This window comes from Streptomyces sp. NPDC090994, assembly GCF_044768905.1.
Lineage (GTDB): Bacteria > Actinomycetota > Actinomycetes > Streptomycetales > Streptomycetaceae > Streptomyces.
In genome coordinates this window covers 1-22,875 of record NZ_JBIVWS010000011.1, presented here as the reverse complement: position 1 = coordinate 22,875, position 22,875 = coordinate 1, and the positions used below count along the sequence as shown (strand labels likewise).

18 protein-coding genes and 1 pseudogene are annotated in these 22,875 nt (G+C 73.5%); 9 read left to right on the top strand and 10 right to left on the bottom strand.

The genetic code is table 11. The annotated features are described in order from the left end of the window. Positions 1 to 310: 310 nt before the first annotated feature. From cseC to ACIQR3_RS22465, 5 genes are all read right to left on the bottom strand, one after another. On the bottom strand, positions 311 to 1,855 hold the full coding sequence (gene cseC, locus ACIQR3_RS22485) for a two-component system sensor histidine kinase CseC (protein WP_403541593.1): 1,545 nt from the start codon (positions 1,853 to 1,855) through the stop codon (positions 311 to 313). A gap of 14 nt (positions 1,856 to 1,869) precedes the next feature. After that, on the bottom strand, positions 1,870 to 2,571 hold the full coding sequence (cseB, locus tag ACIQR3_RS22480; protein WP_403541590.1) for a two-component system response regulator CseB: 702 nt from the start codon (positions 2,569 to 2,571) through the stop codon (positions 1,870 to 1,872). A 138-nt stretch (positions 2,572 to 2,709) separates the two neighbouring features. Further along, on the bottom strand, positions 2,710 to 3,372 hold the full coding sequence (locus ACIQR3_RS22475; protein WP_403541588.1) for a hypothetical protein: 663 nt from the start codon (positions 3,370 to 3,372) through the stop codon (positions 2,710 to 2,712). Next, entirely contained in the window at positions 3,360 to 3,911 is a 552-nt protein-coding gene (locus ACIQR3_RS22470) for a SigE family RNA polymerase sigma factor (protein WP_215166596.1), read from the bottom strand. The genes ACIQR3_RS22475 and ACIQR3_RS22470 overlap by 13 nt, the downstream gene beginning before the upstream one ends. Before the next feature lie 209 nt (positions 3,912 to 4,120). Further along, positions 4,121 to 5,095 (bottom strand): A/G-specific adenine glycosylase, encoded by a 975-nt coding sequence (locus ACIQR3_RS22465; protein ID WP_403541586.1) that lies wholly within the window; start codon positions 5,093 to 5,095, stop codon positions 4,121 to 4,123. A 261-nt stretch (positions 5,096 to 5,356) separates the two neighbouring features. Here ACIQR3_RS22465 and ACIQR3_RS22460 point away from each other — a divergent pair, with 261 nt between their 5' ends. Beyond that, positions 5,357 to 6,223 carry a hypothetical protein gene (locus ACIQR3_RS22460; protein ID WP_403541584.1) on the top strand — a complete coding sequence of 289 codons (867 nt, stop codon included), beginning with the start codon at positions 5,357 to 5,359 and terminating at the stop codon, positions 6,221 to 6,223. A gap of 128 nt (positions 6,224 to 6,351) precedes the next feature. Here the strand turns inward: ACIQR3_RS22460 and disA are convergent, their stop codons facing one another. Both disA and radA read right to left on the bottom strand, forming a co-directional pair. After that, positions 6,352 to 7,476, bottom strand: a complete 1,125-nt coding sequence (gene disA / locus ACIQR3_RS22455) for a DNA integrity scanning diadenylate cyclase DisA (protein ID WP_403541581.1) — start codon at positions 7,474 to 7,476, stop codon at positions 6,352 to 6,354. 81 nt (positions 7,477 to 7,557) lie between these two features. After that, positions 7,558 to 8,967, bottom strand: coding sequence for a DNA repair protein RadA (gene radA, locus ACIQR3_RS22450; RefSeq protein ID WP_403541580.1), 1,410 nt, complete (start codon positions 8,965 to 8,967; stop codon positions 7,558 to 7,560). A gap of 253 nt (positions 8,968 to 9,220) precedes the next feature. On the opposite strand from radA, the gene ACIQR3_RS22445 reads away from it, so the two are divergent. Further along, the gene (locus ACIQR3_RS22445; RefSeq protein WP_403541578.1) at positions 9,221 to 10,912 is read left to right on the top strand and encodes a hypothetical protein; all 1,692 of its coding nucleotides are present in this window, start codon (positions 9,221 to 9,223) and stop codon (positions 10,910 to 10,912) included. 309 nt (positions 10,913 to 11,221) lie between these two features. On the opposite strand, the pseudogene ACIQR3_RS22440 reads toward ACIQR3_RS22445, so the two are convergent. Then, positions 11,222 to 12,052, bottom strand: a pseudogene (locus tag ACIQR3_RS22440) (hypothetical protein); the annotation flags it as partial. Between the two features lie 71 nt (positions 12,053 to 12,123). On the opposite strand from ACIQR3_RS22440, the gene ACIQR3_RS22435 reads away from it, so the two are divergent. The 3 genes from ACIQR3_RS22435 to ilvD all read left to right on the top strand — a co-directional run bounded on the left by ACIQR3_RS22435 (position 12,124) and on the right by ilvD (position 16,053). Further along, positions 12,124 to 13,056 carry a Ppx/GppA family phosphatase gene (locus ACIQR3_RS22435; protein ID WP_403541575.1) on the top strand — a complete coding sequence of 311 codons (933 nt, stop codon included), beginning with the start codon at positions 12,124 to 12,126 and terminating at the stop codon, positions 13,054 to 13,056. A gap of 123 nt (positions 13,057 to 13,179) precedes the next feature. Continuing rightward, on the top strand, positions 13,180 to 14,001 hold the full coding sequence (locus tag ACIQR3_RS22430; RefSeq protein WP_403541572.1) for a sugar phosphate isomerase/epimerase family protein: 822 nt from the start codon (positions 13,180 to 13,182) through the stop codon (positions 13,999 to 14,001). A gap of 198 nt (positions 14,002 to 14,199) precedes the next feature. After that, positions 14,200 to 16,053: a dihydroxy-acid dehydratase gene (gene ilvD, locus ACIQR3_RS22425; protein ID WP_403541569.1), complete on the top strand. Its 1,854-nt coding sequence runs from the start codon at positions 14,200 to 14,202 to the stop codon at positions 16,051 to 16,053. A gap of 182 nt (positions 16,054 to 16,235) precedes the next feature. Here the strand turns inward: ilvD and ACIQR3_RS22420 are convergent, their stop codons facing one another. Next, positions 16,236 to 18,410 carry a PQQ-binding-like beta-propeller repeat protein gene (locus ACIQR3_RS22420; protein WP_403541567.1) on the bottom strand — a complete coding sequence of 725 codons (2,175 nt, stop codon included), beginning with the start codon at positions 18,408 to 18,410 and terminating at the stop codon, positions 16,236 to 16,238. 152 nt (positions 18,411 to 18,562) lie between these two features. Between ACIQR3_RS22420 and ACIQR3_RS22415 the strand changes: the two genes are divergently transcribed. From ACIQR3_RS22415 to proC, 4 genes are all read left to right on the top strand, one after another. Further along, on the top strand, positions 18,563 to 18,883 hold the full coding sequence (locus ACIQR3_RS22415; RefSeq protein ID WP_403541565.1) for an SH3 domain-containing protein: 321 nt from the start codon (positions 18,563 to 18,565) through the stop codon (positions 18,881 to 18,883). A 34-nt stretch (positions 18,884 to 18,917) separates the two neighbouring features. Then, positions 18,918 to 19,442: an EamA/RhaT family transporter gene (locus ACIQR3_RS22410; protein ID WP_403541563.1), complete on the top strand. Its 525-nt coding sequence runs from the start codon at positions 18,918 to 18,920 to the stop codon at positions 19,440 to 19,442. Positions 19,443 to 19,468: 26 nt separating this feature from the next. Then, a complete protein-coding gene (locus ACIQR3_RS22405; protein ID WP_403541560.1) occupies positions 19,469 to 20,233 on the top strand; it encodes a class I SAM-dependent methyltransferase in 765 nt (254 codons plus the stop codon). Positions 20,234 to 20,342: 109 nt separating this feature from the next. After that, on the top strand, positions 20,343 to 21,155 hold the full coding sequence (proC, locus tag ACIQR3_RS22400) for a pyrroline-5-carboxylate reductase (protein ID WP_403541558.1): 813 nt from the start codon (positions 20,343 to 20,345) through the stop codon (positions 21,153 to 21,155). A 12-nt stretch (positions 21,156 to 21,167) separates the two neighbouring features. On the opposite strand, the gene trpS is transcribed toward proC, so the two are convergent. After that, entirely contained in the window at positions 21,168 to 22,163 is a 996-nt protein-coding gene (trpS, locus tag ACIQR3_RS22395; RefSeq protein ID WP_403541556.1) for a tryptophan--tRNA ligase, read from the bottom strand. Positions 22,164 to 22,875 lie beyond the last annotated feature (712 nt).

Here is a 22,875-nt window from a genome sequence, read left to right as displayed (position 1 = left end):
GGCAGCGATCAGTGGCCGCACAGCTGTCAGCATGCTTCGGCAGCTGACACAGCCGTCGGTAGTGGTCAGCAGCCGCACAGCCGTCAGTGCGCTTCCGTCGCCGTCACGGCTGTCGGCAGTCATCAGCGCCTGCACAGCCGTCGGCAGGCTCCGGCAGCTGTCCGACCGCCGGCCGACACCGCGCGCCGACGCCCAGCTCCCGGGCCGTTCCAGGACCGGGGGCCTCATCCGTCGGCGAACCGGACCAGCGAGTCGGCGGGCCGGACCAGCGAGTCGGCGGGCCGGACCAGCCAGTCGGCCGGCCGGACGGTCAGTCGCCGTCCGTCGGCTGGTCCGGCAGCATCGGAAAGCTGCCGGTGTTCGTCGGCGCGTGTTCCGGCAGCCACAGCACGGCGACGGCTCCCTCGGCGGGCGCGTCCTCGGGCGCACCGGGGGGCCGTACGTTGCGGAAGGTCAGCCGCGCGCCCATGACCCGGGCCTGACCGGCCGCGATGGTCAGCCCCAGCCCGTGGCCCCGGCCGGCCCGGTCCGCGCTGCCGGTGCGGAAGCGGCTCGGGCCCTCGGCGAGCAGCCCCTCGGGGAAGCCGGGACCGTGGTCGCGTACCCGCACCACCCGCCCCTCGACGCTGACCTCGATGGGCGGCCGGCCGTGCCGGGCGGCGTTGGCCAGCAGGTTGAACAGCACCCGCTCCAGGCGGCGCGGGTCGGTGGTGACCTCCGACTCGTGCAGCACCCGCACCGTGACGTCGCCGCCCTTGGCCGCCACCCGCCGGGCCACGAACTCGCCCAGCACGATGTCCTGCAACTCGGCCCGCTCCGAGGCGCTGTCCAGCCGGGCCACCTCCAGCACGTCCTCGACCAGGGTGCGCATCGCCTTGGCCCGGTCCAGCACCAGCTCGGTGGGCCGGCCCGGCGGCAGCAGCTCGGCGGCGGTCAGCAGCCCCGTCACCGGGGTGCGCAGCTCGTGCGCGATGTCGGCGGTGACCCGGCGCTCCGCCTCCAGCCGCTGCTGCAACGTCTCCGTCATCGCGTCCACCGCCCGCGCGAGGTCGTCGGTCTCGTCCCGCACCACCCCGCCGATGGCGTCCCGCACCCGTACGTCGGTCTCCCCGGCGGCGACCTGGTTCGCGGCGGCGGCGGCCTTGCGCAGCCGGCGCGAGAGCTGCCCGCCGATGAGCACGCCGAGCGCGCTGCCGCCCAGGACGACCGTGATCGAGCCGATGACCAGCGCCTGGTCGAGGTCTTCGAGGATGTCGGAGCTGCGGTCGGTGAACCCGGTGTGCAGCGACATCACATGCCCGTCCTTGAGGGGCACGGCGGCCCAGATGTCGGCGGCGCCGCCCGGCCGGTCGGAGACGAAGGTCGCCCGGCGCCCCTCCTGGGCCTTCGCGCGCAGTTCGGGGGGCAGCCCCGGGTCGTCGATCTGGGCGTTGGGGAAGTTGAGCCGTCCCGACAGTTCGTAGTTGCGCTGGGCGATCAGGACCCGCTCGTCGGCGAGGTCGCGCGCGTTGTCCAGCATCGACACCCGGGCGGCGTTGTGCACGACCAGGCTGAGCACGATCGCGACCAGCGCGCCGACCAGCGCGATGGCCGCGCTCAGCTTCCACCGCAGCCCGGTACGGATGCCGGCCCGCCGCAGCACGGCGGCCCGCCGGCCGGTCCGGGCCCCCGCCCCCCGGACGTCGGCGCACGGGACGTCGGCGCCCCGGACGTTGGCGCCCCGGACATCGGCGCCCCGGACCCCGGCATCACGAGTCTCCGCGCCACGGACACCCGAGACACGCCCGCCACGGACGCCGCCACCACCCCCACGCCACAGCGCCGCGCCCCGCAGACGTCGGATGAACCCCCGCATACGCCCTCAGCCCCTCAGGCCTTGAGCTTGTAGCCGAAGCCGCGGACCGTCTCGATCCGGTCCTGGCCGATCTTCGTGCGCAGCCGCTGCACATGGACGTCGACGACCCGGGTGTCCCCGCCCCAGCCGTAGTCCCACACGCGTTCCAGCAGCCGGTCGCGGGAGAGCACCGTGCCCGGCGCGGTGGAGAACTCCAGCAGCAGCCGCATCTCCGTCGGCGTCAGCGCCACCGGCCGCCCGTCCCGGCGTACCTCCATGCCCTCGGTGTCCACCTCCAGCGCGCCGAAGGTCAGCACCCCGCCGGCCGCCGCCGCGCCCCGGTCGTCGTAACGGTCGCCGCCCGCGTGGCCGAAGCGGCGCAGCACCGCGCGGATCCGGGCGACCAGCACCGCCGCGTCGAACGGCTTGGTCACGTAGTCGTCGGCGCCCGCCTCCAGACCCAGCACCACGTCGATGGAGTCGGCCCGCGCCGACAGCATGATCACCGGCACCGTCGACTCGTCCCGGATGCGGCGGCACAGGCTGACCCCGTCCAGTCCCGGGACCATGACGTCCAGCAGCGCGATGTCGGGCCGTCTCGCCCGGAACGCCTCCAGGCCCGACAGGCCGTCGGGCATCGCGGTGACCGCGAAGCCGTCCCGCTCCAAGGTGAGCTGGGTGGCCTCGCGGATGACGTCGTCGTCCTCGACGAACAGGACGTGGGTCTGGTCTGTCATCCGGGTGCTCTCAGTCCTCGAAGGTGGTCGGTGCGGGCGCTCGACCCCCACCGGACGGGGGTGAGCCGGTCACTGTTCCATCGGTCCGGACGGCCCGTCCGGTTCACTCGCGCGGTCGTGCCGGGGCCGGTGCCCGGGTCAGCTGTCCGGGACCGGCGAGGGACCGGTCCCGACGGCGTTGCTGTAGTCGTTGTGCGTGCGGTACTTCTCGACGAACCGGCCCGAGGTCCAGCGGTACGTGATCACGTTCTCGCCGGACGGGACCGACACCGTGTCGTCCTTCTCGTACACCTGCTTGGCCACCACCAGGTCGCCGCGGTCGATCTCCGCGTAGACCGGCGGCTCCTCCGCCTTGAACACGTGCTGGTACCCGCCGTTCTCCTCCCGGTACACGTAACTGCCCACGCCGACCGCGTCTCCGCAGGTCAGGACGTTGACGACGATGTCCTCGGCGGGGCCGCCGGTCAGGTCCCCGTAACTGACGTCGACGGGGTACTCGTCGGCGACGCACGGCTTCAGCTCCCGCTTGACCTCCGCCGAGACCTGCGGGTCGTTCTTGACCAGGCGGACCGCGTCCACCCGGCCGGAGGCCTTGGCCGAGGAGACCGACGGAGAGGGCGAGGCGGCCGGGGCCGTCACCGACTCGGCGTGGGCCGGCCCCTCGTCGCGGGCGCCGGTGCCGCCGGCCGTGCAGCCGGAGAGCAGCACGGCGACGGCGACGGCCCCGGCCACCACCGGAACCGCCGCCCTGACGCTCACCCGGCCCGGTCCGGACCGTGGGCCGCCGCTCAGGCCGCGCACCGCTCCCGCTCCTCGTGCTCCAGCGCGCGTGCGTCCGACTCGCGGGCCACCAGCTCCTCGCGGAGCCGGGCCAGCGCCCGGTGCAGCGTGCTCTTGACGGTGCCGGCCGACATGCCGAGGGCGGCGGCCGTCTCCTCCGTGGTCATCTGCTCCCAGTGTCGCAGCACGACCACGCTGCGCTGCTTGGGGGCGAGCACCTTCAGTACGTCCATCAGCAGCGCCCGGTCGGCGTGCTGGTCGGCGGCGTCGTCCACGCAGGGCTCCGGGAGCTGCTCGGTCGGCACCTCCTCCAGCTTGCGCGCCCGCCACCACTCGGTCCGCGTGTTGATCATGACCCGGCGCAGATAGGCGTCCGCGAGCCGCTTGTCCTCGATGGTCTCCCAGCGGCCGTACGTGCGGACCAGTGCCGTCTGGAGCAGGTCCTGGGCGTCGACCGGGTCCGGGACCAGCCGGCGGGCACTGCGCAGCAGCGCGTCCTGCCGGGTGCGGACGTACTCCTCGAACCCCAGCACCTCGCCCTGTGCCTGCGCCTGCGCCATGGTGAACCGCCTCCCGTTCCCCGTTGTGTGTTCCGTGGTCCTGCTGTGCCTGACGGGCACGGGAACGAAGCTAGGGAAGCGTTGTCACGGCGCTGTGCGAGGAAGGCCGCGACTGGCAATCGGCTGTCCGTCGGTTGTGTAACGGAAGTAAGGCCTGGATAAAGGCGAGGGCTGGTACGGGTGGTTACCGGCCGTTTTGTCCGTACGAATCAGGCCAGTGGCAGCCGGTAACGGCCACCGGACAGCGGCTCGACCAGCCCGTCGGCGACCAGGCCGTCCAGGGCGCGGGCCCGCTGGACCGGCTCGTGCCAGACCCGGTCGAGGGCCGCCTGCGGGACCGGCCCGGGGGCCTCCCGCAGCACGGCCAGCAACCGGCCCCGTACCTGGCGGTCGGTGCCCGCGTAGGTCTGCCCGCGGCGCGGCGGGCCGTCGTGGGCGGGCTTGCCCGCCAGCCGCCAGGCGCACTGCGCGGCGATCGGGCAGCGGTGGCACGACTCGTTCTTCGCGGTGCACACCAGCGCGCCCAGCTCCATGGAGGCGGCGGCCCAGCGCGCGGCGGTCGGCTCGTCGTCCGGCAGCAGCGCGCGGGCGAGCCGGCGCTCGGCGGCGGTGGTGGCGTTCGGCGGGTACTGCACACCGGTGACGGCCCGGGCGAAGACCCGGCGGACGTTGGTGTCCAGCACGGCGTGGCGCCGGCCGTAGGCGAACGAGGCGACGGCGGCGGCCGTGTACTCGCCGATGCCGGGCAGCGCCAGCAGTGCCGCGTGGTCGGACGGTACGTCGCCGCCGTGCCGTTCCGTTATGGCGGCGGCGGCGCCGTGCAGCCGCAGCGCGCGGCGCGGGTAACCGAGCCGGCCCCAGGCGCGGACGGCCTCACCGGGGGCCTCCGCGGCGAGGTCGGCGGGGCGCGGCCAGCGGGCCAGCCACTGCTCGTAGACGGGCAGGACGCGGCTGACCGGCGTCTGCTGGAGCATGAACTCGCTGACCATGACGCCCCAGGCGCCGGCCTCCGGGCGCCGCCACGGCAGGTCGCGGGCGTGTTCGTCGAACCAGTCGATGACGGGGGCGTGCAGCGGGGAGCCGGAACCGGCCGCGTCGGGCTCGGCGGGGCCGGCGTGCGAGGGCTGGGTCTGAGGTTGGGGCTGAGTCTGGGGCTGGGTCTGGGGCTTCGTGGGAGCAGTCATGGCCTACCGATCCTGCCACGGGAGGGCGGTCCGGCGGGCGCAGCGCCACCCGGCGACGTACGTCAAGCAATGGCCAGAGCTGCAAGCGCTGCGGCTGTGAAGACGCAGGGTTCCGGCCGTCGGGACGGGTGGTCGTTTTGTCCCTTTGCAGGCGATGACGGTTCGTCAGGGGCGGTCTCCGGAATGATGATCCGCAAAAGTTGATGCCCCGAACGGCGGGTGGCGCAAGGTAGCGCACCGATCTCTCGTACAGTTTCCGCCGTGGGATCTCTGCGCAATCCGGTCGGGCCGCTTCCCTCCTCCATCTACTGGCGTCGGAGGGCCGTACTGCTGTTCGTCGTCGTCGTGTTGGCGCTTCTGGTCACGTGGATCATGACCATGGGCGGCGGAGGCGGCGGGGGCGGTCACGACGACGGCGCCGACGGCAAGAATCCCGCTCCCTCGATCACGCCGGGCCCCTCGGGTTCGGGACCCGCCATCAGCCAAGCGCCGGGCGGGCGCGACGAGTCGGGCGACGAGGACTCCGGCGGGACCGGCTCCGGCGGGGAGGACGGCTCGGGCGACGGGGCGGGCGACGGGGCGGGCGACGGTTCGGGGTCCGGCGCGGGGGAGTCCGGTGGCGGCTCCGGTGACGCGGGCGGTTCGAGCGGTTCCGGCAGCGGCGCGGGCGGCGGTACGGCCGCCGGTGTCGGCTCGGGCGACGCCCTGCCGGCGGGGACCTCGCTGCCCGACTGCACCGCCGGCGCGGTCGAGTTGAGCCTGCGCAGCGTGCGCAACACCTACGAGCCGGGCCAGACCCCCGCCTTCGAACTCACCGCGCGCAACACCTCCGGCAGCGACTGCAAAGTCGATCTCGGGCCCGAGCACGCGGTGGTGACGATCACCCCGGCCGACGGCGACGACGCGTTCTGGTCCTCCGACGACTGCGTGAAGGGCGCCGAGAGCCTGGTGTTCCGGGTCCCGGCCGGCACCGGCATCACCTACACGGTCAAGTGGGACCGCAAGCCGAGCGCCCCCGAGTGCGCGACCCCCAAGTCCGGCAAGGCGAAGGCGGGCACGTACCTGGTCGAGGCCAAGGCCCCGGGCTTCACGAAGACGCAGACGTCGTTCGTACTGGAAGACGCCTGAGAAAGCGCCCCGCCCGGGGCGCGGTGCGCTGCCGCTGTGCGGCCCCGCCGCGTGGGCGCGAGCAACCCGACCCCCGGCCCCCGACCCCCGACGCACCGGCACCCGACAACGGACCGAACCGCCGGAAGCTACACGTACCGCTCCAGAATGGAACTCTCCGCCAGCCGCGAGAGCCCCTCCCGCACACTCCGGGCCCGAGCCTCCCCGACCCCGTCCACGGTCTGCAGGTCGTCCACACTGGCCGCCAGCAGCTTCTGCAGCCCGCCGAAGTGTTCCACCAGCCGGTCGATGATCGCCCCCGGCAGCCGCGGCACCTTCGCCAGCAGCCGGAACCCGCGCGGCGACACCGCCGAGTCCAGCGTCTCCGGTGAGCCCAGGTAACCCAACGCCCGTGCCACCGTGGACAGTTCGAGCAGCTCGGCATGGCTGAGCTTGTCCAGTTCGGCCAGTGCCTCGTCCACCGTGCGCGAACGCTTCGCGGTCGGCTCGGGCACGTAGTCCCGTACCACCAGCTCCCGTTCGGGCTCCACGCCCGCGATCAGCTCGTCGAGCTGGAGCGCGAGCAGCCGTCCGTCGGTGCCCAGTTCCACCACGTACTCGGCGATCTCGGTGGCGATCCGGCGCACCATCTCCAGGCGCTGCGCGACCGCCGAGACGTCCCGGACGGTGACCAGGTCCTCGATCTCCAGCGCGGACAGTGTGCCCGCGACCTCGTCGAGGCGCAGCTTGTACCGCTCCAGCGTGGCCAGCGCCTGGTTGGCGCGGGACAGGATCGCCGCCGAGTCCTCCAGGACCCGGCGCTGCCCGTCGACGTAGAGCGCGATGAGCCGCATGGACTGCGAGACGGAGACGACGGGGAAGCCGACCTGCTTGCTGACCCGGTCCGCCGTACGGTGCCGGGTGCCCGTCTCCTCCGTGGGGATCGTCGGGTCGGGGACCAGCTGGACGCCGGCCCGCAGGATCTTCGACAGGTCCGAGGAGAGCACGATGCCGCCGTCGAGCTTGCACAGCTCGCGCAGCCGTGTCGCGGTGAACTCCACGTCCAGCACGAAGCCGCCGGTGCACATCACCTCGACGGTCTTGTCGGAGCCGAGCACGATCAGTCCGCCGGTGTTGCCGCGGAGCACGCGCTCCAGGCCGTCACGCAGCGCCGTTCCCGGTGCCACGGCGCTCAGCGAGGCGCGCATCAGGCCATCGGAACCGGCGCTCCCACCGGATTTCCCGGGAGCCGCCGCCCGGTCGTTGGCTGCCACTGCACTCCTCCGGTCGCTGGTTTCGGGACGCTCCCGTTTCGCGCACTCGGTTCGTACGGACGGGCGAGACCAGGGCAAAGTCTACCGGCGGTCCTCCGTCTCCCGTGGGGCCTCTCGGCGACGGGACCGCGGAAGGACCCGCAGCGCGTCCCCTATGTCCGCCACTTCCAGGACCTTCATGCCGGGCGGGACCTTCCCCGGATCGCCCGGTACCAGCGCGTGCGTGAAGCCCAGCCGGTGCGCCTCGGAGAGCCGGCGCTGCACGCCCGTGACCCGTCTCACCTCGCCCGCGAGCCCTACTTCGCCGATCGCGACCAGGTTCTTCGGCAGCGGGGTGTCGCTGGCCGCGCTCGCCAGGGCCAGCGCGATGGCCAGGTCGGCGGCGGGCTCGGAGAGCTTCACGCCGCCGACCGTCGCGGAGTAGATGTCCCGCTTGCCCAGGGCGCTGATGCGGCCGCGCTGCTCCAGGACGGCCAGCATCATCGACACCCGGGACGTCTCCAGACCGGACGTGGTGCGCCGGGGGGAGGGGATCTGCGAGTCGACGGTGAGCGCCTGCACCTCGGCCACCAGCGGGCGGCGGCCCTCCAGGGTGACGGTCAGACAGGTGCCGGGCACCGGCTCGGCGCGGCGGGTCAGGAACAGCCCGCTGGGGTCGGCCAGCCCGACGATGCCCTCGTCGGACAGTTCGAAGCAGCCGACCTCGTCGGTGGCGCCGTAGCGGTTCTTGACGCCCCGGACCAGGCGCAGCCGCGCGTGCCGGTCGCCCTCGAAGCTCAGGACGACGTCCACGAGGTGTTCGAGGAGCCGGGGGCCGGCGATCGCGCCGTCCTTGGTGACGTGGCCGACCAGCAGGGTGGACATGCCGCGCTCCTTGGAGGCGCGGATCAGCGCCCCCGCCACCTCCCGCACCTGCGCCATGCCGCCGGGGGCGCCGTCGATCTCCGGGGAGGCGACCGTCTGCACCGAGTCCATGATGAGCAGGGACGGCTTCACCGCGTCGAGGTGCCCGAGGACCGCCGCGAGGTCGGTCTCCGCGGCGAGGTAGAGGTGGTCGGCGAGGGCGCCGATGCGGTCGGCGCGCAGCCGGACCTGGCTCGCCGACTCCTCGCCCGTGACGTACAGGGTCCGGTGCTCCTCGGCGGACGCCTTGGCCGCGACGTCGAGGAGCAGCGTGGACTTGCCGACGCCGGGCTCCCCGGCCAGCAGCACCACCGCGCCGGGGACCAGTCCGCCGCCCAGTACGCGGTCCAGCTCGGGCACGCCGGTGGAGCGGGCGGTGGCCTGGCGGCCGTCGACCTGGCCGATGGGCAGCGCGGAGGTGGTGACACGCCCCGGCGCCGTCGTGCGGACCGCGGGCGCGCCGTACTCCTCGATCGTCCCCCACGCCTGGCACTCGGGGCAGCGACCGAGCCACTTGGCCGTCTGCCAGCCGCACTCCGTGCAGCGGTAGGACGGACGGTCCTTGGTGGTCTTCGTACGGGCAGCCATGCACGAAACCGTAGCCGCACCCACTGACAGTCCCCCCGGCCGCCCGCCGGCAGCCCGGCGCGGGCCCGGCGTCCGCCCCCGCCGGCGGTCCGGTGCCGGCCCGGCCCCGGTGGGCGCGCGTCGGCCATCTGCCGTAAAACGCCAAGGCGGAACAATGGGTTCCTGTCCCCTATCGAGGGATCATTTCACCCGTACGGATTAAAAGTGGCCAATGCGCCAGTCCGCGCCACCCATAGCCCCCTACGGTCGCCGGATGAGCAGCAGCAGTCCGCAGACCACGACCCGCACGACCGGCGCACACCGGGCGCACCGGGAAGCGCGTGACCGCGGCGCGGCGCGCACGGTGGCGCAGCGACCGCCCACGCCCCACGATCCGTATCTGGACGGTCTGTTCACCTACTGCCTGTCCGTGCTGTGCGACCACGACGCCGCGACCGCCGCCCTGGGCGACGCCCTGGTCCTCGCCGAGCGCCGCCACCACCGCTGCCCCGAGGCCGCCGCCGACCGCCGGGCCTGGCTGTACGCGCTGGCCCGCTGGGCCTGCCTGCGCAAGCTGTCCGAGGCTCAGCAGAAACGTCAGACCGCCCACGCGGCGGGCCGCGAGGCCCTTACCAAGGCGCCGCCCGCCCCGGCCGTCCCCGAGGACGTCCAGGAGCGCCGCCGCCGCGAACTGGCCCTGCTCGCCTGGCCGGAGGCGGCCGGCACCACCCCGGAGCAGCGCGAGGCCCTCGAACTCGCGGTCCGCCACCACCTGGCCGCCCACGAGGTGGCCGCCGTCCTCGGCACGGCCCCGGCCGCCGCCCGCGAACTGCTCGCCTCCGCCGCCTGCGAGGTCGAGCGCACCCGCGCCGCCCTCGCCGTCGTCGACACCGGCACCTGCCCCGGCGTCGCCCGCTTCGCCGCCGGGGCCGGCGACGACCGGCCGGTGCTGAGCGCGGCCCTCCGCCGCGAACTGGTCCGGCACGTCGACGACTGCCCGCGCTGCCGCCGCACCGCCGAGCGCGCCATCCCCGGCCGCTGGCCCGGCACCAGCGTCACGCCCGCCGCGCTGCCCGTCCTGACCGCCCCCCGCGCGGCACTGCACATGACGATGGCCCACCTCCCGCGCGCGCGGGGCGCCGCCCCCCGCTTCGACCGGCGCGGTTTCCCGATGCCCCCCGGCGACCGCGCCGCCCGGCGCGACCGGCTGCGCGCGCGTGCCGTCGTCACGACCGTCGTCGCCACCGTCGTGGCGGCCCCCGCGTTCGCCCTGTGGGCCGCCTGCCGTGGCACCCCGGCCACCGGCACCGAGGACGGCCGCGTCACCAGCGCCAGCGAGACCCACGACACCGACGGCACCGACGACGGCACGGCGGGCGGCTACGAGCACACCGGCAGCACCGGCACCGCCCCCGCCGGTGACCTGCGCGTCTCCGTGAAGGTCCTCGGCGCCGTCGACCGCGAGGGCGCCGCCCGGATGGAGGTGACGGCCGCCCGCAGCGGCGGGAGCACGCTCATCACCCTCACCGCCACCGGCCGTTCCCCGGTGCGCTGGTTCGCCTCGACCGGCGCCCCCTGGCTCTACCTGAACCGCTCCTCCGGCACGCTCGCCCCCGGCACGAGCACCACGGTCACGGTCCACGTCGATCAGCTGCGCGAGCCCTCCGGCCACTGGAGCGCCCGGGTGGCCGTCACGCCCGGCGGCGCCGTCGTCTCCATCGAGGGCTACGGCACCGCGCCCGGCCCCTCCCGGCCCGGCCCCCGCCCCGGCCCGCCCGGCACGCCGGCCACCCCGCCCCCCGCCGACCCACGCCCCACCGCCCCGCCACCGGCCGAGCCCACCCCGACCGCGACACCCGCCCCGACGCCCCCCGGCCCCACCCCCGCCGACCCGTCCCCCACCGGCACGGGCGGCCCGCAGGCCCCGTCCGACGGCGACGGCACCCCGAGCCCGGCGGCGCCGTAGGCCCCGGGCAGTGCCGCGGGCCGCGCTACGCAGGCCCGCAGTACCGCAGCCCGCAAGCCCGCAGCACCACAGCCCGCAGCACCACAGTCCGCAGCACCACAGCCCGCAGTACCGCAGTCCGCAGTACCGCCTGAGCCACCGCGGCGCCGCAGGAACCGGGCAGCCGCAGCAGCGCAGTACCGCCTACGCCTCCGGAAGCGCAGGAGCCGCCGGAGGCACAGGAGCCACAGGAGTTCCCGAAGCCGCAGGAGTCCCCGAAGTCCCCGCAGTTCCCGAAGCCGCAGAAGGCACCGCCGGCACCGGAAGCACCGGATCCGCCGGATGCGGCGCCAGCAGCGGCAGCCGCGAGGCCAGCCGCTCCTCGCACAGCTCGGCCAGCCGGTCGTACCCCGCCTTGCCCATCAGCTCGATCAGCTCCGGCCGGTAGGACACGTACACCGGCTCGCCCGCACCGTGCGCCGAGGTGGCCGACGTGCACCACCAGTGCAGGTCATGGCCGCCCGGACCCCAGCCCCGCCGGTCGTACTCACCGATCGACACCTGGAGCACGCGGGTGTCGTCGGGCCGGTCGATCCACTCGTACGTCCGCCGCACCGGCAGCTGCCAGCACACGTCCGGCTTGGTCTCCAGCGGCTCGCGCCCCTCCCGCAGCGCCAGGATGTGCAGCGAGCAGCCCGCGCCCCCGGCGAAACCGGGCCGGTTCTGGAAGATGCACGACCCCTGGAAGGGACGGGTCTGCCGGGAGCCCTCCTCGTCCTCGGACACCCAGCCGTTCGCCGTGCCCTCGGCGTGGTGCTGCCAGATGTCCGGCGTGAGCCGGGCCACATGCCCGGCGACCCGGGCCTCGTCGTCCTCGTCGGAGAAGTGGGCACCCAGCGAGCAGCATCCGTCGTCCGCGCGGCCCGCCTGGATGCCCTGGCAACCGCTGCCGAAGACGCAGTTCCAGCGAGAGGTCAGCCATGTCAGATCGCAGCGGAAGACCTGCTCGTCGTCGGCCGGATCCGGGAACTCCACCCACGCGCGCGCGAAGTCGAGCCCCTTCTCGTCACCCGCCGGCGCCGCCACGGCCCGCACGTCCGTCTTCTTCCGCTTGCCCTTCTTGGGCAGTTTCGCGTCCTTCGCCTGCTTCGTCTTTGGCACCCGTCCAGGGTAAGTCGCCCGCCCCCGGTACCCCCACCACCGCCGACCGTCCTGGCAGTAGCGTTCCGTACATGAGACTCGGTGTCCTCGACGTGGGATCCAACACGGTCCACCTGCTGGTGGTGGACGCGCACCCGGGCGCACGCCCGCTGCCCGCGCACTCGCACAAGGCCGAACTGCGCCTCGCCCAACTCCTCGACGCGGACGGCGCGATAGGCGCCGACGGCGTCGACCGCCTGACAGCCGTCGTCCGACGGGCGCTCCAGGCCGCCGAGGACAAGGGCGTGGAGGACCTGCTGCCGTTCGCCACCTCCGCCGTGCGCGAGGCGCACAACGCCGAGGAGGTCCTCACCCGCGTCCGCGCCGAGACCGGCGTCGAGCTGACCGTGCTGACCGGCGCGGAGGAGGCCCGGCTCACCTTCCTCGCCGCCCGCCGCTGGTTCGGCTGGTCCGCGGGCAAGCTGCTGGTCCTCGACATCGGCGGCGGCTCCCTGGAGATCGCGTACGGCATCGACGAGGAACCCGACGCCGCCGTCTCCCTGCCGCTCGGCGCGGGCCGCCTGACCGCCGGCCGGCTCCCCGGCGACCCGCCCGACCCGGACGACGTGCGCGCCCTGCGCCGGTACGTCCGTACGGAGATAGCCCGGACGGTCGGCGAGTTCAGCCGCTTCGGCGCCCCCGACCACGTCGTCGCCACCTCCAAGACCTTCAAGCAACTGGCCCGCCTCACCGGCGCCGCCCGCTCCGCCGAGGGCCTCTACGTCCAGCGCGAACTGAAACGTTCCTCCCTGGAGAGCTGGGTCCCGCGCCTGGCCGCCATGACCACCGCCGAACGCGCCGAACTCCCCGGCGTCTCCGAGGGCCGGGCGAACCAGTTGGTCGCGGGGGCGTTGGTGGCCGAGGCGGCGATGGACCTCTTCGGCGTCGAAACCCTGGAAATCTGCCCCTGGGCCCTGCGAGAGGGAGTGATCCTCCGCCGCCTTGATCACATGGGTCAGGAGTGAGGAACCCGGGGGCGCGGGGAACCGCGCGAGCGACCACGACGACGCCGCACCCGCCTATGGCGAGCACCACAACGGCGACCACGCGCGCCGGCCCACCCGACCGCACCCCGTAACCTGAACCCCATGGCGCAGCCCCAACGCATCCCGGATGCGAAGGTCGCCCTGTCGACGGCCTCCGTCTACCCGGAGTCGACGGCGACGGCCTTCGAGATCGCCGCGCGCCTCGGATACGACGGCGTCGAGGTCATGGTGTGGACCGACCCGGTCAGCCAGGACATCGAGGCGCTGCGCAGACTCAGCGACTACCACCAGGTCCCGATCCTGGCCGTGCACGCCCCGTGCCTGCTCATCACCCAGCGCGTCTGGTCCACCGACCCCTGGGTCAAGCTCCAGCGGGCCCGCGCCGCCGCCGAGAAGCTCGGCGCGAGCACGGTCGTCGTCCACCCGCCCTTCCGCTGGCAGCGCCAGTACGCGCGTGACTTCGTCGCCGGCGTGTGGCGCATGGCCGACGAGACGGACGTGCGGTTCGCCGTCGAGAACATGTACCCCTGGCGCTACCGCGACCGCGAGATGCTCGCCTACGCCCCCGACTGGGACGTCACCAAGGACGACTACCGGCACTTCACGATCGACCTCAGTCACACCGCCACCGCCCGCACCGACGCCCTCGGCATGGTCGACCGCATGGGGGAGAGGCTCGGCCACGTCCATCTCGCCGACGGCCGGGGCTCCGCCAAGGACGAGCACCTCGTCCCCGGCCGCGGCACCCAGCCCTGCGCCGAGCTGCTGGAGCGCCTCGCGCTCACCGGCTTCGACGGCCATGTCGTCATCGAGGTCAACACCCGCCGGGCGATGTCCAGCGCCGAACGCGAGGCCGACCTGGCCGAGGCCCTGGCCTTCACCCGCCGCCACCTGGCCTCCGCGGCGAGCACCTCCCGCGGATGAGCGACGGCGGCCCGCGGCGCACTCCGGCCACTCCGGCCACTCCGACCACTCCCGGCCACTCCGGCCGACGAGATGTGCGTCCCGTCATCCGGACACCGTGTCCCGGACCCTGGATGACGGGCGTACGCTCGACGTCAGTCAGAACCCTGTCAGTGCTCTGAGTGACACTGGCAGAACTCTCCGAAGGAGCGAGCGACGATGCCCGAGCTGAGGTCCCGCACAGTCACCCACGGCCGCAACATGGCGGGCGCCCGCGCCCTGATGCGTGCCTCCGGTGTACCCGGTGCGGACATCGGCCGGAAGCCGATCATCGCGATCGCCAACAGCTTCACGGAGTTCGTGCCCGGCCACACCCACCTGGCCCCCGTCGGCCGGATCGTCAGCGAGGCGGTCACGGAGGCCGGCGGCATCCCGCGCGAGTTCAACACGATCGCCGTCGACGACGGCATCGCCATGGGCCACGGCGGCATGCTCTACTCCCTGCCCTCCCGCGACCTGATCGCGGACAGCGTGGAGTACATGGTCGAGGCCCACTGCGCCGACGCACTGATCTGCATCTCCAACTGCGACAAGATCACCCCGGGCATGCTCAACGCGGCGCTCCGCCTGAACATCCCGACGGTCTTCGTCTCCGGCGGCCCGATGGAGTCCGGCCGCGCCACCCTGGTCGACGGCACGGTCCGCACGCTCGACCTGGTCGACGCGATGTCCGAGGCGGTGAACGAGAAGGTCTCGGACGAGGACATGCTCCGCATCGAGGAGAGCGCCTGTCCGACCTGCGGTTCCTGCTCCGGCATGTTCACCGCCAACTCCATGAACTGCCTCACCGAGGCGATCGGCCTCTCCCTCCCCGGCAACGGCTCGGTGCTGGCCACCCACACGGCCCGCAAACAGCTCTACGTGCGCGCCGCCGAGACGGTCATGGACCTCACCCGCCGCTACTACGAGCAGGACGACGCCTCGGCGCTGCCCCGCTCCATCGCCACGTTCCAGGCGTTCGAGAACGCCATGGCCCTCGACATCGCGATGGGCGGCTCCACCAACACGATCCTGCACCTGCTGGCCGCCGCCCAGGAGGCCGGCGTGCCCTTCGGCCTGGAGCAGATCGACGCCGTCTCGCGCCGCGTGCCGTGCCTGGCCAAGGTGGCGCCGAACGTCGCCAAGGACCGCACGTACTACATGGAGGACGTGCACCGCGCCGGCGGCATCCCCGCCCTGCTGGGCGAGCTGCACCGCGCGGGCCTGCTCAACGAGGACGTGCACTCCGTCCACAGCCCGACCCTCGCCGACTGGCTGAAGACCTGGGACGTCCGCGGTGGCTCCCCGTCCCCCGAGGCCGTGGAGCTGTGGCACGCGGCCCCCGGCTGCGTCCGCTCCGCCGAGGCGTTCTCCCAGTCCGAGCGCTGGGACACCCTCGACACGGACGCCGAGGGCGGCTGCATCCGCTCCGCCGCGCACGCCTACTCCAAGGACGGCGGCCTGGCGGTCCTCAAGGGCAACCTCGCCGTCGACGGCTGCGTGGTGAAGACCGCCGGCGTCGACGAGTCGATCTGGACCTTCGAGGGCCCGGCGGTGGTCTGCGAATCCCAGGAAGAGGCCGTCCAGAAGATCCTCACCCAGCAGGTCAAGGAGGGCGACGTCGTCGTCATCCGCTACGAGGGTCCCAAGGGCGGCCCCGGCATGCAGGAGATGCTCTACCCGACCTCGTACCTCAAGGGCCGCGGCCTGGGCAAGGCGTGCGCGCTGGTCACCGACGGCCGTTTCTCCGGCGGCACCTCGGGCCTGTCCATCGGCCACGCCAGCCCCGAGGCGGCCTCCGGCGGCACCATCGCCCTGGTCGAGGACGGCGACCGCATCCGCATCGACATCCCGGGCCGCTCCATCGAGCTGCTGGTCGACGACGCCGAGCTGACCCGCCGCGAGCAGGCGCTGGGCGGCACGTACGCCCCGAAGAACCGCGACCGCAAGGTCTCGGCCGCCCTGCGCGCCTACGCCGCGATGGCGACCAGCGCGGACAAGGGCGCCGTCCGGGACGTCAGCAAGCTCGGCTGACCCAGGCACACGCCCCATCCCACGAAGACGCGAACCCGCCCCGCCGCGCCCACCCACCGCGGGGCGGCCCACTTGGCACCGCGGCCCACTTGGCACCGCGGCCCACTACTAGGCGCCCCGCCCCGCAGCCCACTACCGAGCGCCCCGCCCTGCGGCTCGGCCCACTAGAGGGGCCCCACCCCTCACCAGGCGCCCGGATCCCGCCCGTCCACCGCGAAGACCGTCCCGTCGGGGGCACCGGCGTAGACCCGGCCCCCGACGGCGACGGGCGCGGGCAGCGCGGCGGCCACCCGGTCCGACCCGCCGCCCAGCCGCGGGGCCGTCTGACCGAGGAGCCGCCCGGTACGGGCGTCCACGCCCAGCAGCCGCCCGTCCGGGGCGGTGACGTACACATGCCGCCCGTCGGCGACGGGCGCCGAACCGCGGCTCACGCCCGTCTCCAGGCTCCACCGCTGCTCACCCGCCGCCAGATCGACGGCCGCCAGCGTGCCGCCCGCGCCCATCACGTACACGGCGTCCCCGCGCACGGCCCCCTGCGCCCGCGCCACCGGCACCGACAGCGAAACCCTCCGCACGACCCCGGCCCCCGCCCCGGCCCCCGCCCCGGCCCCCGCCCCGGCCCCCGCCCCGGCCCCCGCCCCCGGGCTGTACCGCACAACGGCCCGCGTCTCGCCGTAGACCGCGTCGGCGTCGAGGAAGACGACGGAACCGTCCGCCACCCCCACCGCCTCCAGCTCCCCCGCCAGCTCCGCGTCCCACCGCACGTCACCCGTCCCGGGGTCCACGGCCGTGACCCGGGTACGCGTCCCGTCGTCCGACACGCTCGTCGCGTACGCGGTCCCGCCCGCCGTCCCGTCTTCGCTGAACGAAGAGAAGTACGGCACCGCCTGCCCGGGAATCCGCCGCGACCACACCGTCTCACCGGTGGCCCCGTCCACCCCCGTCACCTTGCCGTCCGTGCCGGTGAGCAGCAGCATCCCGCCGACCGGCCGCAGGCCCTGGTACGCGGGCACCTCCCGGCGCCACGCGGGCTCGCCCGTGACCGGGTCGAACGCCGTCAGCGCGGCGCCCTCGTTCAGGGCGGGCTGCACGAGGCCGCCCGCGACGGCCGGCGGCCCGCTCCGGGAACGGCCCGCGACGGAGCGCCGCCACAGCCGCGTCCCGTCGTCGGGGTCGAGGGCGAGCACCGCCCCGTCCCGCGCGCACAGCAACCGCCCCGCCCCGTACCCGCACACGGAACCCCCGGCCCCGGACGCCGCGGCGCTCTCCCACCCGGCGAACGACGCCGACGCGCCCGCCCGCCCCCCGGACGGCGCCGCGTCCGTACCCCCGAGCAACCGCAGCGGTACGAGCGTGCCGACCGCCGCCAGGCAGACCGCGCCCGCCACCAGCAGCAGCCGCTTGCGCGGCCCCCGGCGATCCGGGACCGCCCCGGCGGACTCCTTGACGTGGGTCGACGCGTCCGCCTCCGCGGCGGGAGCGGGTTCCGGCGCCCGCTGCGCCGGTATGAACGCCTGCGTGTCGTACGACGCCGCCACCGACCGCAGCTGCCGCATCACCTCGTCCGGCGTGGGCCGGTCCTCCGGCTCCTTCGCCAGGCACCGCAGCACCAGCGCGGCCAGCGAGTCGGGCACGCCCGTCAGATCCGGCTCGTCGTGCACCACCTGGTAGGCGACGACATACGGACTGTCGGAGTCGAACGGCCCCCGCCCGGTCGCCGCGTGCACGATCACCGAGCCCAGCGCGAACACATCCGCCGCCGGCCCCACCTCCCGGGGCCGCCGGAACTGCTCGGGCGCCATGAACGGCGGCGTACCGATCAACTTCCCCGTCTCCGTACGCAGTTCACTGTCGGTCGGCCGGGAGATCCCGAAGTCGATGACCTTCGGCCCGTCCTCGTCCAGCAGGACGTTGCTCGGCTTGAGATCCCGGTGCACGACCCCGACCCGGTGGATGTCCCGCAGCGCCTCCGCCAGCCCCGCCATCAGCCGCCGCAGCCGGTCGGCGTCCAGCGGCCCGTTCCGCTTCACCTGCTCGGCGAGGGTCGGTGCGTCGATGAACAGCGTGGCCATCCACGGCCGCCCGGCATCCGGATCGGCATCGACGACCGGCGCCGTGAACGCCCCGCTCACCCGCCGCGCCGCCGCCACCTCCTGCCGGAACCGCCCCCTGAACTCCGGGTCCCTGGCGAACTCGGCATGCACGACCTTCACCGCGAGCCGCATCCCCGACGTACTGCGCGCCAGGTGTACGACGCCCATGCCGCCCGACCCGAGACAGGACTCCAGACGGTAGTGACCGGCGTACTCCGGAAGTTCCGCTTCCGCATCCGTACCGGTGCTCCGCTGCGGCGCCATGGGACCCCCCGTACTGTTCGTCCACGCGCGCGACGCACGGAGCCTAGTCGATGACTCGTACGAGACCGAGGCGGCTTGCTAGCCTCCGCGTTCGAATCACTGTGACCCCACGACAGCCGTGGGGCGCAAGGGACGATCTGGGGGGAGTTCTCATGTCGGTCGAACAGACCACGGAAGCCACGGGCGGGGACGAGAGCGAGGCCGTCACCACGGCGGCGGCGGACCTGACCTACTTCGCGGTGGCGCCGGGCGTGCGCCTCAACGTCCGCACCGGCCCCGGCACCCAGTACGCACTGGTGAAGCAGCTGCCGCTGGGCGCCAAGGTCCCGATCTTCTGCCAGTCCCCGGGCACCCGGGTCACCGGCACCTACGGCACCACCAACATCTGGGACAACATCGACAACGGCCAGTACGTCTCGGACGCCTACGTCCGGACCGGCAGCGACGGCTACATCCGCCCCCGCTGCTCCTGACCCACCCGGAGCCCGCGACGGCCATAATCGACGCGTGAGCGAAGAGAACGGCAGCCCCGACACGACCACCGGCACCGCCGCGGGCACCCCGGGGAACCCCACCACGGGCCCCCGCCCGGAACCCATCCGCTTCTTCGGCACGACCTGGCTGCACCACGACGGCGCCTACACCGCCCGCCGCCTCGCCCTCGCCGCCGGCGCCCTGCTCCTCGCGGCCGCCGCCTGCCTGGTCCTGCGCCTCGCCTACCAGGGCCTCCAGATCGCCGAGATCGGCAGCTTCGTCACCGTCCTGGTCATCGTCATGTTCGCGGTGTGCAGCGCCCTGGCCTTCGGCCACACCTGGGGCGCCTTCACCACCCGCCCCGCCCCCGACCGCCAGGCGTCCCTGCGCGGCCTGCTCACCGTCGGCTTCCTCGGCTCCCTCCTCGCCTACGCCCTGCGCTGCCTCATCGAGGCCCCCGGCGAGAGACTCCACCGCGCCGAGTACGAGGCGGCCGTCACCCGGCACGAGAAGCGCACGACCCGCCGCTCGGGCAACCCGAAGAAACGCCGCCGCTGAAACCCCCGCCCGGTCACCATGACCGTATGGCCACACCCGCGCACTCCGCCCGCGCCCATTCCTTCAACAGGGCCGCCGCCCAGTACGCCGCCGCCCGCCCCGCCTACCCGCCCGCCCTCTTCGACACCCTCGAAGAACTCACCGGCCGCCCCCTCACCGGCGCCCGCGTCGGGGACATCGGCGCCGGCACCGGCATAGCCACCGCCCTGCTGCACGCCCGCGGCGCCGATGTCATCGCCGTCGAACCCGGCGCCGGCATGGCCGCCCAGTTCCGCCGTGCCCTCCCCGGCACCCCCCTGATCCGCGGCACCGGCGACGCCCTCCCTCTCGCCGGCACCTCCCTCGACCTGCTCACCTACGCCCAGTCCTGGCACTGGACCGACCCGGCCCGCGCCGTGCCGGAGGCGCTGCGCGTCCTACGCCCGGGCGGCGCGCTCGCGCTGTGGTGGAACACCGACGCCATCGACGTCCCCTGGATCACCGAGGCCGCCGCACGCATCCGGCGCCACTTCGGCCTGGACGTTCCCACCGAGCAGCGCATGACCGGCGCCCGCCTGCACGACCCCACCGGCCGCCTCACCCCCGTCCGCCGCGAGATCCGCTGGAGCCGCCGCGTCCCGCTCGACACCCACCTGGCCAACCTCGGCAGCCACTCCTTCTTCCTCGTCCACGACGCGGCACACAGCGCCGCCTTCCTCACCGAGGAGCGCGAGCGCCTCCTGACCGTCTTCCCCGACGGCGTCGTCGAAGAGGTCTACGACGTGATCCTCCTGGTCGCCCCGGCCCCCTGACGCCCGGCCGAGGCGACCCACGTCCCGCCCACTGGACGCACCACCCCCGCCCGCCCCCGGGATGCGAGGATGACGAACGGACGACGCACCCCCGGAGGCACCCGCAGCCATGACCCAGAAAGTCGCAGTCCTCGGCACCGGCAAGATCGGCGAAGCCCTGCTCAGCGGAATGATCCGCGCCGGCTGGACCCCCGCCGACCTGCTGGTCACCACCCGCCGCCAGGAACGGGCCGACGAGCTCCACGCCCGCCACGGCGTCACCCCGGTCACCAACGCCGAGGCCGCCAAGACCGCCGACACCCTGATCCTCACGGTCAAACCGCAGGACATGGGCACCCTCCTCGACGAGCTGGCCCCGCACGTCCCCGCCGACCGCCTGGTCATCAGCGGCGCCGCCGGCATCCCGACGTCCTTCTTCGAGGACCGCCTCGCCACCGGCACCCCGGTCGTCCGCGTCATGACGAACACCCCCGCCCTCGTCGACGAGGCCATGTCCGTCATCTCCGCCGGCACCCACGCCACCGCCGCCCACCTCGCCCACGCCGAGGAGATCTTCGGCGCCGTCGGCAAGACCCTCCGCGTCCCCGAGTCCCAGCAGGACGCCTGCACGGCCCTCTCCGGCTCCGGCCCGGCGTACTTCTTCTACCTGGTCGAAGCCATGACCGACGCCGGCATCCTGCTCGGCCTGCCCCGCGACAAGGCCCACGACCTGATCGTCCAGTCCGCGATCGGCGCCGCGACCATGCTCCGCGACAGCGGCGAACACCCGGTCAAGCTCCGCGAGAACGTCACCTCCCCCGCGGGCACGACGATCAGTGCCATCCGCGAACTGGAGAACCACGGTGTACGGGCCGCCCTCATCGCCGCCCTGGAGGCCGCCCGCGACCGCAGCCGCGAGCTGGCCTCCGGCAACAACGGCTGACGCCGGCCCGGCCTACGGGGCGAGCAACCCGATCGCCCGGTAGGCGGCGTCCACGGTGGGCCGCGCCACGCCCCGAGCCCGCGCGGCCCCCTGCCGCAGCACGCCCTCCACATACCCGGGATCGGCACACAGCTCCCGATGCCGCTCCCGCAGCGGCCGCAACACCTCCACGACCGCCTCGGCGACATCCTTCTTCAACGCCCCGTACGAGTCGTAGCTCCCGGCCAGCTCCTCCGGCTCCCCACCCGCACAGGCGGCGAGGATCTCCAGCAGGTTCGCGACACCGGGCTGCCCCTCCCGGTCGTACACGACCCCTTCCCCGCTGTCGGTGACGGCCCGCATGACCTTCTTCCGCACGACATCCGGCTCATCGAGCAGATAGACGATCCCCGGCCCGGTGTCATCGCTCTTCCCCATCTTGGACGTGGGCTCCTGGAGATTCATCACCCGAGCCGCCACCTCCGGCCGGGTCGCCCGCGGCACCACGAACGTGTGCCCGTACCGCTGGTTGAACCGCACGGCGAGATCCCGCGCCAGCTCCACATGCTGCGTCTGGTCGTCCCCCACCGGCACGTCGTCGGCGTTGTACGCCAGGATGTCCGCCGCCATCAGCGCGGGATACGTCAGCAACGACAGCCGCACACTCCCGCCCCGCACCCGCTCCCGCGCCGCCTTCTCCTTGTACTGGATCATCCGCCGCATCTCCCCGTCGGTCGCGACGCACTCCATCAGGTACGACAACCGGGCGTGCTCATCCACATGACTCTGTACGAACACGGTGCACAGCTCCGGATCCAGCCCCGCCGCCAGCAACAGCGACGCCGTCTGCCGGCTCAGCCGCCGCACCCGCGCCGGATCGTGCTCCACGGTCAGGGCGTGCAGATCGACGACGCAGAACAGCGCCTCGCCCCGGTGCTGATCGACGGCGGCCCACTGCCGCATGGCTCCCAGATAGTTCCCCAGCGTCAGATGCCCGGTCGGCTTGACCCCACTGAAGACCCGTGCCATCTCTTCTCTCCTCCTGGTCAGGACCGCCGCCCGCCGGCCGCCCCTCCTGGAGGGAGATACGAGAACGGCCGCCGAAGCGGCGGCCGTCTACCTGCGTACGTGAGCGCGGCCGCCGTCAGGCGGCCCACCAGCACTGGGTGCACGTACGCGTCATCACGCCCCCGAGACTACGCCCCGAGCGGCCACGACACACCTGAGTTGACACGCCGGTCCCCCCTCCGTAAGGTTCTCCGAGTTGTCCGACGTGAGCGCCGACTCCGGTCGGTCCCCGGACAGCCATTCCGCACGTAACCAGCCACCTCAGGTGTCACTGGCATGCGTATTCACGGAATGAGGAATCCACGTTCGAAAGAGCGCGGCCCCCGATTAGGTCGGGAGCCGGGAATCCGCTAAAGTATCACCACGTCGGAACGGCCCAACAGCCGGGAAGGCAGCCCACTCTGACTGGGAATCAGGACCGAAAGGATCTGATAGAGTCGGAACCGCCGGAAAGGGAAACGCGGAAGCGGGAACCTGGAAAGCGCCGAGGAAATCGGATCGGAAAAGGATCTGATAGAGTCGGAAACGCAAGACCGAAGGGAAGCGCCCGGAGGAAAGCCTGAGAGAGTCTCTCGGGGGAGTACAAAGGAAGCGTCCGTTCCTTGAGAACTCAACAGCGTGCCAAAAGTCAACGCCAGATATGTTGATACCCCGTCCATCACGTTCGTGATGG

Bases quoted from the DNA above. Each gene is read 5' to 3' on its own strand.
- cseC (WP_403541593.1), bottom strand. From the start codon at position 1,855: ATGCGGGGGTTCATCCGACGTCTGCGGGGCGCGGCGCTGTGGCGTGGG.
- cseB (WP_403541590.1), bottom strand. From the start codon at position 2,571: ATGACAGACCAGACCCACGTCCTGTTCGTCGAGGACGACGACGTCATC.
- ACIQR3_RS22470 (WP_215166596.1), bottom strand. From the start codon at position 3,911: ATGGCGCAGGCGCAGGCACAGGGCGAGGTGCTGGGGTTCGAGGAGTAC.
- ACIQR3_RS22465 (WP_403541586.1), bottom strand. From the start codon at position 5,095: ATGACTGCTCCCACGAAGCCCCAGACCCAGCCCCAGACTCAGCCCCAA.
- radA (WP_403541580.1), bottom strand. From the start codon at position 8,967: ATGGCTGCCCGTACGAAGACCACCAAGGACCGTCCGTCCTACCGCTGC.
- ACIQR3_RS22445 (WP_403541578.1), top strand. From the start codon at position 9,221: ATGAGCAGCAGCAGTCCGCAGACCACGACCCGCACGACCGGCGCACAC.
- ACIQR3_RS22435 (WP_403541575.1), top strand. From the start codon at position 12,124: ATGAGACTCGGTGTCCTCGACGTGGGATCCAACACGGTCCACCTGCTG.
- ACIQR3_RS22430 (WP_403541572.1), top strand. From the start codon at position 13,180: ATGGCGCAGCCCCAACGCATCCCGGATGCGAAGGTCGCCCTGTCGACG.
- ilvD (WP_403541569.1), top strand. From the start codon at position 14,200: ATGCCCGAGCTGAGGTCCCGCACAGTCACCCACGGCCGCAACATGGCG.
- ACIQR3_RS22420 (WP_403541567.1), bottom strand. From the start codon at position 18,410: ATGGCGCCGCAGCGGAGCACCGGTACGGATGCGGAAGCGGAACTTCCG.
- ACIQR3_RS22415 (WP_403541565.1), top strand. From the start codon at position 18,563: ATGTCGGTCGAACAGACCACGGAAGCCACGGGCGGGGACGAGAGCGAG.
- ACIQR3_RS22405 (WP_403541560.1), top strand. From the start codon at position 19,469: ATGGCCACACCCGCGCACTCCGCCCGCGCCCATTCCTTCAACAGGGCC.
- proC (WP_403541558.1), top strand. From the start codon at position 20,343: ATGACCCAGAAAGTCGCAGTCCTCGGCACCGGCAAGATCGGCGAAGCC.
- trpS (WP_403541556.1), bottom strand. From the start codon at position 22,163: ATGGCACGGGTCTTCAGTGGGGTCAAGCCGACCGGGCATCTGACGCTG.